Raw genomic sequence first — 13,557 nt, 5'->3', positions numbered from 1 at the left:
TAATATCCTCTTTAAGGATTGAATATTAATATCACAAAGACCGCAAACAGAACAAGATGCATAATCCCTACAATAGGAGCGGTCCTTCTACCAGAAAAGGAAAGCATGCTCAAGATCAAGGTGATCACAAAGAGTATGGTTTCTGTTGTGGTCATACCAAATAAGACTGTTTTGCTAGCAATAAGCCCGATAATCAATACTGCAGGTACCGTAAGGCCTACCGTAGATACAAAAGCACCATGACATAGGTTGATAGCCCGTTGGAACTCATTGTTCATGGCTGCCTTAACCGCGGTCATCGATTCTGGTGTAAACACAATGATGGCAATCAATACCCCACCTAATAATGGAGGAAGATTCATTTCCTTGATTCCATAATCTACCAAAGTAGCAAGGTTATGGGATAAGAGAACAATGGGCAATATCATTCCTAATAACACCAAAGTCCGCAATAACACTTCATTTTTACTTACTTTTTCATTTTCATGGCCATCTGCTTTTTGGCTTTCATTCCGTTGGCTGAAAAGGATTTCCATCTGACCAGGTTTGGGTTGAATATAGAGGTGCCTATATCCCTTCATTTGATAGGCTAAAAAGAACCCATATAGTAAAATGATCAATCCTGAAATACTGGCTGCCTGTACAGTGGTAAATTCACCATTCCCTTTTCCTTCGATAAAATTGGGAATCATCATCGAGATCCCGCCAAGCATAATGATCATGGATAAATAGGTAATTGTTCCCTGGGCGTTATACTCCTGCTCTCCATGTCTTAGACCACCAAGAAGGATACATAGACCTAAAACCAAGTTCATAATGATCATCATCACAGAAAAAATGGAATCTTTTCCAATGGTCGGGTTGTCCTCAGGGCCGAACATCATGGCAACAATCAAGATGACCTCAATGGAGACAATGGAAAGGGTTAGGATCAGCGTTCCATACGGTTCACCGAGTTTATGGGCCAATTCATCAGCTTCTTTAACTACTCCAAAGGCAGCACCGATGATAGTTGCCAATACGAGTACGAAAATACCTATAGCCAGTGTGTTATTGCCGTATAGGCCTTCAATACTTTTTCCAAAAAACATAAATATTAAAACCATCAACCAGATAAGTATTAGTCTGATAATTGTGTTTTTTGTTAAAATATTGTTCATTTTTTCATCTCCTTTTTAATTCAGTAAGAATTGATTTTTTTGTCCATGCAAATCTCCACAATATAAATCCTATTATTTTTTACAAAAGTTAAAAAAGTATTAAGTTTCTGTTGACAAACTACTGTCATTGAATGTTATACTTTTGAGGAAATCAATGTTTATATCATGGAATATTCAAGTGTTATTAAAATTTTATTATCCCAGTACCGAGCTGCCTTAGGCATGTTACGTGATGTCACGGAAAAAGTACCCGATACGGAATGGAACAGTCATGAGTATAACAATCCAAATTGGCAATTGATTTATCATACGATATGGAGCTCCAAACTGTACCTGTCAGCCAGTTATGAAACCTTTGTGCCTTTTGCTAAAGCAATTGAAGGCGCGGAAAGTTTAGGTGGAGATAAAGACTGGGAAAACTCAGAAGTTGAAGTGGTAGGACTTAATTCTAAGCAAGAGGTATTGGAATTTATCCAAGAAGTTGAACAAAATTTGGAAAGCTCATTAACGCTATTGCCCTTGGAGGCAGATTCCGGTTTTGAGTGGTATCCATATAGCAGATTGGAATTGCATATAAATACCATCAGGCATATTCAGCATCATACCGCTCAGATTATTGAGCGTTTGAAAGCGAAGGGAATTACTGGATTTCCGTGGTGGATAGATCAGAACAAACCTGGTGAATGGGTATAAATTGTACAATTAAATTTAAAAATTATGTTTGCCGTAAAAGTAGAATATGAAGTTTTTCCCGAATATGAAGGAGAAAATAAAGATAGGATCCAGGATTTCTTAAAGGCCTTTGAGGAATTAGATAATTCGAGGTTCAGGTATTCCGTATTTCAGGACCGAGAAAGCAAGCGATTCATCCATCTTTCCGAATATAAGGATGAAGAGATCCAAACAGAGTTGCTATCCAATCCGATTTTCTTAAAATTCCAGGAAGAAAGGGACAAAAACTTGAAAGAAGCACCTTCAATTACTTGGCTTGACTGTGTACTTTAGCCTAATAACTGTTTTATCGAATCCTCAAGCATTCGATGACAATGAACTGATTGTTACTGTCCGTAGTAAAGAATAGGTAGGTTTTTCCGCCATCTTTGATCTTATGTTTCTTGCGAATCACCTCGACTTTCTCCGGAAAATTTCGAGTGGCAATATTGGCCTGGACAAAGGGATTGTTCTTTTTTAGACTTGAATAGGGAAGAACCTGTTTTATTTCAAACACCCTGCCTGGAAACTCAGGTTGAAAAACCTCAGAAGTGTATAGATGCGAGTGTTGATGGAGTTTTCCTAATCCAAAATACTTCCCAACACTCTTAAAGGCACCAGCCTTGCTAAGCGCGACATCCGAATCATAGAGATAATGCTGTGGTTGAGCGTAGCGGTTCATTGTTGCCCTTTCTGCATCATAAGTAAATTCAAATGTTTGCAGTTGATCGGCAAATAATCGGATAGCCTTAATCTTGGTCTCTCCTTCAAAACCACGCTCCTGTATGAACAACAATTCCTTACAATCATTATCCAAACTGATGACATAGACATATTTGACATGTTTTAGGCTTGTCAATGCAGTACTTATATCCAGAAGGGGAGAAACTTTACTGATGATGTATTTGCTCTTGCTAAAGAAAAGGTCCTGGTTGGCAACAATATTCGGTTCACAATCCTCCAAAAGGAACACCTTTCCTTGGTTCACCCTTCTTGAGGGGTCTACATAGATATAATCAAAGGCATGGTCTTCACTCTGTCTGAGTATTTCGATGCCATCAGTAGCTTTGCAAACCAGATTATTGACCCGGAGGATGCTGGCATTATAGGCAACGATCTCAGAAAGCTTTTCATTGAGTTCACAGTGGATGACCTCTTCTGCCTCTTGCGCTAAGTAACAACTGTCCACAGAGAAGCCCCCTGTCAAATCAATGACACGGCTACCTTTGGCAATCAAAGTTTGCTTAATGAGTGCAGTATGTTCGGAGGAACACTGCTCGATATTGATCTTGTCAGGATAATAAATGCCTTCGCTGAAAGCCCAGGTAGGTAATTTCTTAACGCTACGTTGCCATCCATCGATCTGGGAAGCCAATTCTGCTGAGCTCACATTGGGAAAAGGACTTTTCTTCAAGGCTACCTCTGTGGGAGATTTCTCCCGGTTAGCCTTAATGAATTGTTGTACATCCTTCTCTAAAATGTGTTTATTCATCTTTGTTTTTCACCAGCAATTGGCAAGTGTAACTATCCTTAAGTTCGCGAAAAATTTCCTTATTTACCAAAACGCGATCTATTGTTTGTTGATTATAGTATCGAATGGTAATTAATTCTAATCCAGTGGCTACCGATACCTTATATCTCTTTTTCAACTGTTCCAAAAGGTTCAACACATTCTCTCCGGTATCATCCACGCTTACCGAGAAACTGATAGCAGAGTTATGCATCATATTGATCTTGATCCGATTCTGGTGGAAGGCATCAAAGATATGGCTTAAGTTGTCCTCTACGATAAAGGAGAAATCGCGTGGTTGAATATTGATAAAGACCTGATTGACCTTAAAGATAAAAGAAGGCACAGGAAGGGTTTGATTCGTTGTTTTTATCTGTGTACCAGGTTCTTCTGGGTTAATAAAAGAACGGACATTCAGCGTGATTTTCTTATTTTGAAGCGGTTTGATGGTTTTAGGGTGAATCACCGTTGCTCCATAATATGTTAATTCAATAGCGTCTGTATAGGATAGTTCAGGAATAAGTTCTGTTTGGTCAAACCACTTAGGGTCAGCATTCAGGACTCCTGGTACATCCTTCCATATCGTGATGTTTTCTGCATTTAGGCTTGCAGCAAAGATGGCAGCAGAATAATCTGAACCTTCTCGACCAAGGGTAGTCGTAAAGTTTTCAGAAGTTGATCCGATAAATCCTTGTGTAACGACGATATATTCATCTAATATGCTTGGCAGGTCCTTGCGGATCTTTTCTTCTGTCTTTTCCCAATCCACTTTGCCCTCACGGTAAGTGTTATCGGTCATGATAAAACCCCTTGCATCCACCCATTGGGTTGCCAATCCTTGATAAGAAGAATAGGCAGCAACTATTTTGGTGGAAAGCAATTCTCCTACCGAAACGATCTGGTCATAGAGATAGTCATAGTCATCTTGTGGTTCTTCTTCCAAGATCCACTCAATTTCTACGAAAGTATTGGCGATATCATCATAAACAGGATGGTTATGATCAGGAAACAATTCATGCAGGATATCAAAATGCTCTTTTTTCAAACTTTCAAGGTGTTCAAAACATGCACCGTCACGTTTGATGTAACTCTCTGTCACTTTCACCAACTTATCTGTCGTTTTACCGATTGCCGAAACCACGATCAAAAGGGAAGAATCCTTATATCGCTCAACAATCGAAACTACATTTTTAATATTTTCTGCACTTTTAACGGAGGCTCCGCCAAATTTAAATACCTGCATTTACGCTACTGAATTGAATTGTAATACTCTGTAATGTTTTTTATGTAATTCTTTCCGGTCTGGGTCATACAATCCTGAATTTCTTCATAAGGAATGGTGAGATAAGTGGTGCCTCCGGAATAGGGTTTGATTTCGTAGGGATTATAAAAAAATATGATGCCCTCTTTGGAAACCCCATAGTTTGCCGCCAAGGAAAAAGTATCATTTTCGAAGAAATAATCTTCCTTATAGCTGCTGGTATCCGAGAGTCCTTCCTCTTTTCGAAAGAATCTTTCTGCAATTTTAGTAAATTCTTTCATCTTATTCTCAGAAATAAACGTATTCAGCTTTAATTTTTCTTTTGTTTGGACATCATACACGTTCCATAGGGTATAGCTATTGCCATGGGCACCTCCGGAAAATTCATAGGTGATATTGTCCATCATGATGAGATAGGGGTTGTTCATCATCACACCGATAAAGGTTTCCTTTTGCCAAGCAAGAGGATGTCTTACCTCATTTTCTTCAACAAAATTGGCATATCCCTCCAGGAAATTATGGACATATTGTTCCAAAGTCTGTTCCTTGTCCAAAAGGATATTTTCCTTGACATATCGGTTCATCGTACTGTCCTCAAAAATTGGATAGGTCAATCCAACATAGGTCGTGTCAATCCGATCACCATCCGCAGCAAAATAAGGACTGATCTCTTTAATGCTGGTGTCGCTGTAAACAAGGGTGTCCTTAGATCCAGTAACTACAACTTTGTGCGATTTTGATCCATCAGTTTTGTTGCTCTGACAAGAACTGGCTGAAGCCAAAAGGAATACAGAAGCTAAGATAGGGTATAGGCTGGGTCTAAAAATTGATATTGACATTGATCCACTCTTCATCGAATTTGCTGTTATACTTTTTATAAAAATCTATTGCTGGAGTATTCCAATCAAGTACCTGCCACATCATCCCAGAATATCCCTGCTCTTTGGCATAAGCAATGGTATGATCCAGCAGATCTTTTCCAAAACCTTTGCCTCGCATGCTTTCCGTGATGATAATGTCCTCTAAATACAATCTTCTCCCTTTCCATGTCGAATACCTTATATAATATAAGGACATACCAATAATTTCACCCTCGTATTCACCAACAAACGCCCACCAGACCGGATTTTCTCCAAATCCAGAATCTTCAAATTCCTGCATGCTGACCGTCACTTCTTCAGGTGCTTTTTCAAACAGGGCCAATTCCTTGATCAATTCCAATAACCTTGGACAGTCTGCCTTTACTGCATTGCGAATGGTTAAACTCATTATTGTGCTTTATAGTGTTTGATGACTCTCTTTCCAAATATGGTGCTTCCTAATCTTACCATATTGCTGCCTTGCTCGATAGCAATCTTATAATCAGAGCTCATACCCATGGACAAGATATCAAAACTTTCTTCTTTGCGGAAATAAGTGGTCTTTATTCCGTCAAAAAGCATTTTTAACTCATAGAACTCTTCTTTTATGATCTTTTCGTTTTCCGTATTGCTGGCAATGCCCATCAATCCACGGATACGGATGTTTTTAAATCCATCAAACTCCTCAGAACGTAATAGTTCAATCGCCTCAGCATGGTCCAAACCGAATTTTGTATCCTCATCAGCAATATAGACCTGCAATAGGCAGTCGATGATGCGGTTGTTCTTGAGTGCATGTTTATTGATCTCAGCCAATACCTTCAAGGAGTCAACAGAATGGATCAAACTTACAAAAGGAGCTATGTATTTAACCTTATTGGTCTGGAGGTGGCCCACCAAATGCCATTCAATGTCTTTGGGCAAGCTTTCATATTTGGCAACGAGGTCCTGAACTTGGTTTTCACCAAAAATCCGTTGACCAGCCTCATAGGCCTCCATTATATCTTCATTAGGCTTTGTCTTCGAAATCGCAACTAATGTAACACCGATAGGGGACAATTCTTTTTGTAATTCTGTAATATTCTTTGCTATACTCATGATGAAAAAGGGTTCGCATTGATGAAAATTGGAAAGCTTATTGCAAGCTTTTCCGTATTTTTGTACAAATTTACAAAATGCAACGCTTAATACTGGGTTTACTTCCTTTGTTTTTTATCGTTTTCTCCTGCAAAAAGCAGGTTCCTGATGGTATTTTGCCTCAAGAGGACATGGTGGAGCTCATGACCGAGGTGCATATCCTTGACGGATACATTTCTAATATACCCGTGGACAGTGCCAAAAAGGTCATTGACCCGCTGTATGAGCAGCTTTTTGCCAAATTCGGAATAGATTCTGCAAAATTTACCAAGAATGTAAATTATTATTTCGGAAATCCATCCTTAACCGTAAAAACTTACGACCAGGTCGTCAAAACACTGGAAAAAAGAGAACGCGGTTATTATAGCCAGGATTCATTGAAGAACCTCATTTTGCAGGACAGCATGAGTAGAGTAACCAGAATGCAAGTTAAATTACAGACATTAAACAATATGATCCTAAATGCCGAAGCTGATTCTGCGGAACTTAGCATTGCGGATAGGACCAGAAGATTTTATGAACCTGTAGGATTGATGCGCTTTTGGGAAAAAAATATTTTGGAAAAGAAAGCACCAATGGGAACTGAAACACCCGATATCTCTACTTTGCCAATCCCTGAAAATACAACTCCGGAAACTTCACCTGAAGTACAAAAACCAACTGAGTTGAAGCCGCAGGATAATTTAGATACTATTCCATTTAGACATCGAAACGAAAGACTGAAGCCGGTCACTAGGCCACGCGAAAGACCTATTGTACAATAGCAAATGATATATCCACAGAACGCAGTAGAAAAGTTAGGATTTACGGAAATTAAGGAGCTCATCAAGGCAAAATGCCTTAGTGAGGCGGGGAAAGAATTGGTAGATAAAATCCAACCTCAAGTGAAATTGGATTTAATCGATCGCTTCTTGCGTCAGGCCAATGAGTTCAAAGAACTCCTTGTTCATGATGCTCCTCTTCCTGTAGACCATTTTTACCCCATAAAAGCCATTATTGAAAAAGCAAAAGTTGAAGGCTCCTTCTTACTGGAAGAAGAATTCCACCGTGTTTTGCTTTCGCTAAGGACGGTCTATGCCGTAATCCGTTATTTCAATGACCGTGCTCAGCAATACCCAAATCTGGAATTGCTTTTCGAGCACCTTCCTATAGAAAAGAATATCCTTCGTCAGATCGAACAGATCATCGACGATAGGGGAAAGATCAAGGACAATGCATCCAAACTCTTATTAGAAATTACCTCCCAGATCAGCAAAGCTGAACAGGAAGCAAGGAAACGCCTTGATGCCGTTTATAAGCAAGCGCAACAGAATGGCTGGACGGCAGATGGTAGTTTGACCATCCGGGACGGTAGGTTATGTATACCCATTCTGGCCGAAAATAAGCGTAAGCTGAAAGGTCTGATCCATGATGAATCGGCTTCCGGCCAAACAGCTTATATTGAACCGGAGGAAGTATTCCACCTGAATAATAAGGTAAGGGATCTGGAATTTGAAAGAAGGAGGGAAATCGTAAGGATCTTGACCACCCTGACTTCTGAACTCAGGCCTCATGTTCCCTTATTGTTTGCATACCATGGGCTGTTGACCAAATTGGATTTTGTAAGGGCCAAGGCATTGTTCGCATTGGATATAGATGCACAAATGCCTGAACTTTCCAAAGAAGCCGAAGTGTTCTTGGTAAATGCCAAACATCCACTTCTTTATTTGGCATCCAAACAAGAAGGCCATCATTCGGTCGTGCCATTGAACCTTAGGATCGATGGAACGGATCGTGTTTTGTTGGTGTCAGGACCAAATGCCGGAGGTAAATCCGTATGTATGAAAACCGTTGGTCTCTTACAGTTGATGTTTCAATCGGGCCTGCTGATTCCTTGTGATACCAATTCTAAACTTGGTGTATTCAAGCAATTCTTTGCAGATATCGGGGATGATCAATCCATCGACAGCGATTTAAGTACATACTCGGCACATCTTTCCAAGATGAAGCACTTTACCCAGTTTTCAAATGCCAGGACAATGGTCCTCATCGATGAATTCGGAACGGGTACAGATCCACAGTTCGGTGGCCCTATTGCTGAAGCTGTCCTGGAAGTGCTGAACAAAAAGCAAATCCGGGGAGTGATCACGACCCACTATTCAAACCTGAAAGTCTTTGCGAGCAATTCAGAAGGTATCGAAAATGCATCCATGCTATTCGATAATGAAGCGATGAAGCCTTTATATGTGCTACAGACTGGGAAACCGGGTAGTTCCTATGCCTTTGAAATCGCACAGAATATTGGTTTGCCTAAAGAGGTCCTTCACCTAGCCAAACAGAAAATCGGTGTTCAGCAAAAGAAAGTAGATACCCTATTGGTCGACTTGGAACGCGAAAAGAAAGAGGTCTACGATACTAAGGTTGCCATCAACCTGCGCGAAAAAGAGATCGTAGGACAGCAAGCTGAATTGAATGAATTAAAGAGCTATTTGGAAGAGAATAAGCGACAGTTACTTAAAGATGCTAAGGAAGAAGCTAGGCAGATCATTAAGAGTGCCAATAAACTGGTTGAAAATACCATTGCTGAAATCAAGACCAAACAAGCCGATAAGGAAGAAACCAAAAAACTGAGAGCTGGACTGCAACATGCTTCCGATAGCCTGAAGGAAAAATCAGTTAAGGAAATCAAAAAGCCGGAGGTTGTCAACGAAACTGCTGAAGCGGTAGAGGTAGGGGACTGGGTGAAAATTATTGATACAGGTAATGAAGCCCAAGTGATTGAGATTGCGAAGAATATCCTGATCTTAGCCCTTGGTGATCTCCGGACGGTTGTCAAAAAGAATAAAGTAGAAAAACTGAGAGGAAAGGAGAAGGCTAAGGCCGCTAAGCGATTTAGATCCGTTGCTTCGGATAGTGTTGCTGACTTTAGTCCCGAGGTTGATGTTCGTGGCATGCGAACTGAAGATGCCTTAGGTAAAATAGAGCAGGTTTTAGACCGTGCCGTTATGATTGGATACCCATCATTAAAGATTGTACACGGTAAAGGAGACGGGATTTTGCGCAAATTCATTCGCGACTATTTAAGGAAATATAACCAGGTCAGCCGGTTTGAAGATGAACATGCCGATAGAGGTGGAGATGGCATTACCTACGCCTACCTGGACTAAGAAAATTCTTTATTTTGAAAGGGAACTAAATTTTTGGTTCCCTTTTTTTTGTTCCAAAACATTAATTACTCCTTTTCCAAATTTGGGATTATCGAAATTCAAAAAAAACGTTGCTTTATTTTCCTTCTTATCGACAATGTTAATCGCCTGATTTTTGTCCGTTTATAAAAATAGTTGTTGCGATAACTGCTAAATCATTAGAAATAGGAAAAAACTTTTCAACAATTTCAAGAATGTTAAAATTTGTTAAAATATCAAATTCCCATCGGTTTCATTGCCAAAATTTCAACCAAAATGAATAGTTGTTTAAAAAACTAATTAAGTTTTAAATTTTTGCTTACTCGAATAAGTCAATTAAATGCAAAAACGTGGTAGTGAGTATATTAAGTTTATGTTAATCGAGATTGAAAATCAATATGTCTTTATACTTTTGCACTACTTATTTTAATAAAATAGAAGTATGAAAAAAATCTCTACTCAATTAGTAACATTATTCTCAATGTTGTTGCTTTGCAACGTCGCTTGGGCACAGACAGTCCTAAGAGGTGTTGTAACTGATGGCACCAATCCGGTTGCGGGGGCATCTGTCTTAGTACAGGGCACATCGGCAGGTACATCGACTGATGCAAATGGAGCTTTTACCTTGAACTCTCCAAAAACATCAGGTGTTTTAATTTTCCGCGTTCTAGGATTCAACACTAGCGAAATTAAATTCGCAGAAGGACAATCTGATTTAGGAACAATTGTTTTACAAGCTCAAGAAGATGGTGAAGCAATTGGTGAAGTAGTGGTAATTGGTAAAGGTATTATTGATATCGCCGATAGAAAAACACCTATCGCTGTATCAACCATTACACCTTTAGAAATTCAAGAAAAAAGTGGTGCTAACGTTGAATTCCCAGAATTAATGAAGAACACCCCATCAATCTACGTTGCTGACCAAGCAAGTGGTTTCGGTGATTCTAAAATGTTCGTTCGTGGTTTCGACCAATCGAATACGGCATTCTTATTAAATGGTCAACCTATCAATGGTATGGAAGATGGTAACATGTACTGGTCTAACTGGTCAGCTATGTCTGATGTTGCTAACCTGATCCAGATTCAAAGAGGTCTAGGTTCTTCTAAATTAGCTATTTCTTCAGTGGGTGGTACAGTGAACATTGTAACTAAAGCTACTGACATGGTAAGAAGAGGTTCCGTAGGTATGTCAACAGGTAATGATGGATTAGCAAAAGCTATGATTTCTTACAGTACTGGTATGCAAGGAAAATGGGGGGTATCATTTATGTTGAACGGATGGAGAGCTGATAAAAAATATGCTCTAGGTACTGCAGGTGCTGGACAAAACTATTTTGTTTCTGTGGGTTACAAGCCAAATGATAACAACACCTTCAACTTCATGATCTTCGGTGCTCCACAATGGCACGACCAAAACTTCTCTAAACCTTTAGAGACTAGCTACAGAGAAATCGGTCCTACAGGAAATAAAACTAAAGTTATTGCTACTCCAGGTTATGATATCACTGGTGAAAGAGGTAACTCTAACTACGGTTGGTATAATGGTGAAGGTCTTTCTCAAAGAACTAACTTCTACCACAAACCAGTTACGAACTTAAACTGGGACTTGAAAATTGATGATAAATCATCTCTTTCTACCGTACTTTACGCTTCAATGGGTAAAGGTGGTGGTACTGGTATCTTAGGTAATGGTCCAGGTTATACCGTTAATGGTTTTAACGCAACAAATGGTACTACAAACTGGGATGCACTAGCTGCGATTAATGCTGCTCAACCTAACAAAATCTCTAGCGGAAACAATGGTTCTGCATTAAGAGCTTCTGTAAACAACCACTTCTGGTATGGTTTGGTTTCTAACTACAACTTCGAAGCAAACGAAAACTTCTCTTTCAACTTAGGTGCTGATTTACGTTTCTACAAAGGTGATCACTTCCAACAATTGATTAACCTATTAGGTTCTGAAGGTCGTATCGCTGATAATAAAACTCGTGAAAAAGGTTATGTAGTTTCTGAAACTTTCTCTACCAACCCTTGGTCTTCATTATTCAATAGTGCAGGTGTAGGTCAAAGAGTAGGATATGACAACTCCGAGAAAATCAATTACCAAGGTGTTTTTGGTCAAGTAGAGTATAGTTTAGATGGATTCACAGCTTTCGTTCAGGGTTCCCTTTCTAACCAATCTTACCAAAAAATCGATCGTTGGAACTATGCTGAAGGCGAAAAGAAATCTAAATTCGATAACAAATTCGGTTACAACATTAAAGGAGGTGCTTCCTATACTTTCGAAGATGCACACACAATCTTCGCTAATATTGGACAATACTCTCGTCAACCATTCTTAGATAACGTATTTGTTTCTAATACGGTAGATTTTGTAGATCCTTCAGTGGATAATGAAAAAATCTTCGGTGTTGAAGCTGGTTATAAATATTCAAACCCAATCGTTGCAGTTAGCTTCAACGCTTACTACACAAAATGGGATAACAGATTCACTGATTACACAGCAAGAGATTATACTGTAGGTGGAACAACATACCCTGATGTAACTTACTTATTCACTGGTGTTGGTCAGCTTCACAAAGGTTTAGAATTAGAATTTGATGTAAATGTTCTTTCTAACCTTAAATTAAGAGGTTACGGATCAATCGGTGACTGGAAATATGATGGTACATCCCCTTACCGTGTAAGAGATAACAACTCATTTGATATCGTTTTCGAAGATAAAGCAGGACAAGATTTAACTGGTGTAAAAGTAGGTAATGCTGCACAGACAACTTTCGGTCTAGGTGTTAAATACTTTATCCTTCCTCAATTCTCAATCGATGCTGATTACAACCACTATGCTAGATTATACGGTAATGTGAATGTAGATGACGTAATCAAATCATCATTGAACAATGAAGTTTACCAACCTGAAGAATTAAAAGCTTATAACGTAGTAGATGCTGGTTTAAGCTATACTTTCAACTTGAAAAACGGTAAAAACATTAAATTCAGAGGTAATGTGAAAAACCTTTTCAACGAGAACTACTTCTCTAGAAAAGATGCTTTCGGTTATTTCTACGGTTTAGGTACAACTTGGAACACAGGTTTGACTTACAACTTCTAAGCAAAAAATTAATTCCAATTAATTATAAAAGTCCCTCGGTTGTGCCGAGGGACTTTCTTTTTATACGGTTGTTCGTGCTGGCATGCTGTTTACCTATGTTTTGACAATTTGAATAACACTTATCGAAAACTAATGACAGGAAAGGGCAATGAAAAAACTGCCTTAATATTTTAGCGATAGGGTCCCAGTGGGCAATGTCATTATTTATTTTTTTTAGTCATACTGAGGTTCATCCGAAGTATCTCGAAGTCTTGCAAACCCATTTTGTGAATAAATGCATTTGCGTACAGTTCTTCTATATTCAATAGTTTGTACTGGCGTACAGTTCCTAAATCTTCGGTTCACACCCCCATTGTCGTCCTGACGCAGGAAGTATCTCGAAGTCTTGCAAACCCATTTTGTGAATAAATGCATTTGCGTACAGTTCTTCTATATTCAATAGTTTGTACTGGCGTACAGTTCCTAAATCTTCGGTTCACACCCCCATTGTCGTCCTGACGCAGGAAGGATCTCGGAAAATGGCAAACCTAATTTGGGGAATAATTGAATTGGCGTAAAGTTTTTCTATCTGCAATAGTTTGTAATGGCGAACAGTTCCTAAATCTTCGGTTCACACCCCCATTGTCGTCCTGACGCAGGAAGGAT

11 protein-coding genes are annotated in these 13,557 nt (G+C 39.2%); 5 read left to right on the top strand and 6 right to left on the bottom strand.

Going from position 1 to position 13,557, the window contains the following annotated elements:
• Positions 1 to 11: 11 nt before the first annotated feature.
• On the bottom strand, positions 12 to 1,091 hold the full coding sequence (locus RT138_RS17780) for a hypothetical protein (RefSeq protein ID WP_313191735.1): 1,080 nt from the start codon (positions 1,089 to 1,091) through the stop codon (positions 12 to 14).
• Positions 1,092 to 1,325: 234 nt separating this feature from the next.
• Between RT138_RS17780 and RT138_RS17775 the strand changes: the two genes are divergently transcribed.
• Together RT138_RS17775 and RT138_RS17770 are read left to right on the top strand one after the other, a co-directional pair.
• Positions 1,326 to 1,853, top strand: coding sequence for a DinB family protein (locus tag RT138_RS17775; RefSeq protein ID WP_313191734.1), 528 nt, complete (start codon positions 1,326 to 1,328; stop codon positions 1,851 to 1,853).
• Positions 1,854 to 1,877: 24 nt separating this feature from the next.
• On the top strand, positions 1,878 to 2,165 hold the full coding sequence (locus tag RT138_RS17770) for a hypothetical protein (RefSeq protein WP_313191733.1): 288 nt from the start codon (positions 1,878 to 1,880) through the stop codon (positions 2,163 to 2,165).
• A 13-nt stretch (positions 2,166 to 2,178) separates the two neighbouring features.
• Here RT138_RS17770 and RT138_RS17765 read toward each other — a convergent pair whose 3' ends face one another.
• Genes RT138_RS17765 through RT138_RS17745 form a run of 5 tightly spaced genes read right to left on the bottom strand, consistent with a single transcriptional unit; the run spans position 2,179 to position 6,600 of the window.
• Positions 2,179 to 3,363 (bottom strand): class I SAM-dependent methyltransferase, encoded by a 1,185-nt coding sequence (locus RT138_RS17765; protein ID WP_313191732.1) that lies wholly within the window; start codon positions 3,361 to 3,363, stop codon positions 2,179 to 2,181.
• Positions 3,356 to 4,624: an aspartate kinase gene (locus RT138_RS17760; protein WP_313191731.1), complete on the bottom strand. Its 1,269-nt coding sequence runs from the start codon at positions 4,622 to 4,624 to the stop codon at positions 3,356 to 3,358. The genes RT138_RS17765 and RT138_RS17760 overlap by 8 nt, the downstream gene beginning before the upstream one ends.
• Before the next feature lie 5 nt (positions 4,625 to 4,629).
• Positions 4,630 to 5,481 carry a DUF3298 domain-containing protein gene (locus RT138_RS17755; protein WP_313191730.1) on the bottom strand — a complete coding sequence of 284 codons (852 nt, stop codon included), beginning with the start codon at positions 5,479 to 5,481 and terminating at the stop codon, positions 4,630 to 4,632.
• On the bottom strand, positions 5,462 to 5,911 hold the full coding sequence (locus tag RT138_RS17750; RefSeq protein WP_313191729.1) for a GNAT family N-acetyltransferase: 450 nt from the start codon (positions 5,909 to 5,911) through the stop codon (positions 5,462 to 5,464). Before RT138_RS17750 ends, RT138_RS17755 begins: the two co-directional genes overlap by 20 nt.
• A complete protein-coding gene (locus RT138_RS17745; protein ID WP_313191728.1) occupies positions 5,911 to 6,600 on the bottom strand; it encodes a YggS family pyridoxal phosphate-dependent enzyme in 690 nt (229 codons plus the stop codon). The genes RT138_RS17750 and RT138_RS17745 overlap by 1 nt, the downstream gene beginning before the upstream one ends.
• Before the next feature lie 77 nt (positions 6,601 to 6,677).
• On the opposite strand from RT138_RS17745, the gene RT138_RS17740 reads away from it, so the two are divergent.
• The 3 genes from RT138_RS17740 (at position 6,678) to RT138_RS17730 (ending at position 12,912) form a co-directional block, all read left to right on the top strand.
• Positions 6,678 to 7,403 (top strand): DUF4296 domain-containing protein, encoded by a 726-nt coding sequence (locus tag RT138_RS17740; RefSeq protein ID WP_313191727.1) that lies wholly within the window; start codon positions 6,678 to 6,680, stop codon positions 7,401 to 7,403.
• A gap of 3 nt (positions 7,404 to 7,406) precedes the next feature.
• Positions 7,407 to 9,785: an endonuclease MutS2 gene (locus tag RT138_RS17735; protein WP_313191726.1), complete on the top strand. Its 2,379-nt coding sequence runs from the start codon at positions 7,407 to 7,409 to the stop codon at positions 9,783 to 9,785.
• A 460-nt stretch (positions 9,786 to 10,245) separates the two neighbouring features.
• Positions 10,246 to 12,912 (top strand): TonB-dependent receptor, encoded by a 2,667-nt coding sequence (locus RT138_RS17730; RefSeq protein WP_313191725.1) that lies wholly within the window; start codon positions 10,246 to 10,248, stop codon positions 12,910 to 12,912.
• The last annotated feature ends 645 nt before the right edge of the window (positions 12,913 to 13,557 follow it).

The organism is Sphingobacterium sp. (assembly GCF_032065005.1).
Lineage (GTDB): Bacteria > Bacteroidota > Bacteroidia > Sphingobacteriales > Sphingobacteriaceae > Sphingobacterium.
Note: the sequence above shows the minus strand (reverse complement) of the source record. Positions and strands in the feature narration are given on the sequence as shown.

What these genes read in the sequence shown, in the direction of transcription:
- RT138_RS17780 (WP_313191735.1), bottom strand. Translation starts at nt 1,091, where the DNA reads ATGTTTTTTGGAAAAAGTATTGAAGGCCTATACGGCAATAACACACTG.
- RT138_RS17775 (WP_313191734.1), top strand. Translation starts at nt 1,326, where the DNA reads ATGGAATATTCAAGTGTTATTAAAATTTTATTATCCCAGTACCGAGCT.
- RT138_RS17770 (WP_313191733.1), top strand. Translation starts at nt 1,878, where the DNA reads ATGTTTGCCGTAAAAGTAGAATATGAAGTTTTTCCCGAATATGAAGGA.
- RT138_RS17765 (WP_313191732.1), bottom strand. Translation starts at nt 3,363, where the DNA reads ATGAATAAACACATTTTAGAGAAGGATGTACAACAATTCATTAAGGCT.
- RT138_RS17760 (WP_313191731.1), bottom strand. Translation starts at nt 4,624, where the DNA reads ATGCAGGTATTTAAATTTGGCGGAGCCTCCGTTAAAAGTGCAGAAAAT.
- RT138_RS17755 (WP_313191730.1), bottom strand. Translation starts at nt 5,481, where the DNA reads ATGTCAATATCAATTTTTAGACCCAGCCTATACCCTATCTTAGCTTCT.
- RT138_RS17750 (WP_313191729.1), bottom strand. Translation starts at nt 5,911, where the DNA reads ATGAGTTTAACCATTCGCAATGCAGTAAAGGCAGACTGTCCAAGGTTA.
- RT138_RS17745 (WP_313191728.1), bottom strand. Translation starts at nt 6,600, where the DNA reads ATGAGTATAGCAAAGAATATTACAGAATTACAAAAAGAATTGTCCCCT.
- RT138_RS17740 (WP_313191727.1), top strand. Translation starts at nt 6,678, where the DNA reads ATGCAACGCTTAATACTGGGTTTACTTCCTTTGTTTTTTATCGTTTTC.
- RT138_RS17735 (WP_313191726.1), top strand. Translation starts at nt 7,407, where the DNA reads ATGATATATCCACAGAACGCAGTAGAAAAGTTAGGATTTACGGAAATT.
- RT138_RS17730 (WP_313191725.1), top strand. Translation starts at nt 10,246, where the DNA reads ATGAAAAAAATCTCTACTCAATTAGTAACATTATTCTCAATGTTGTTG.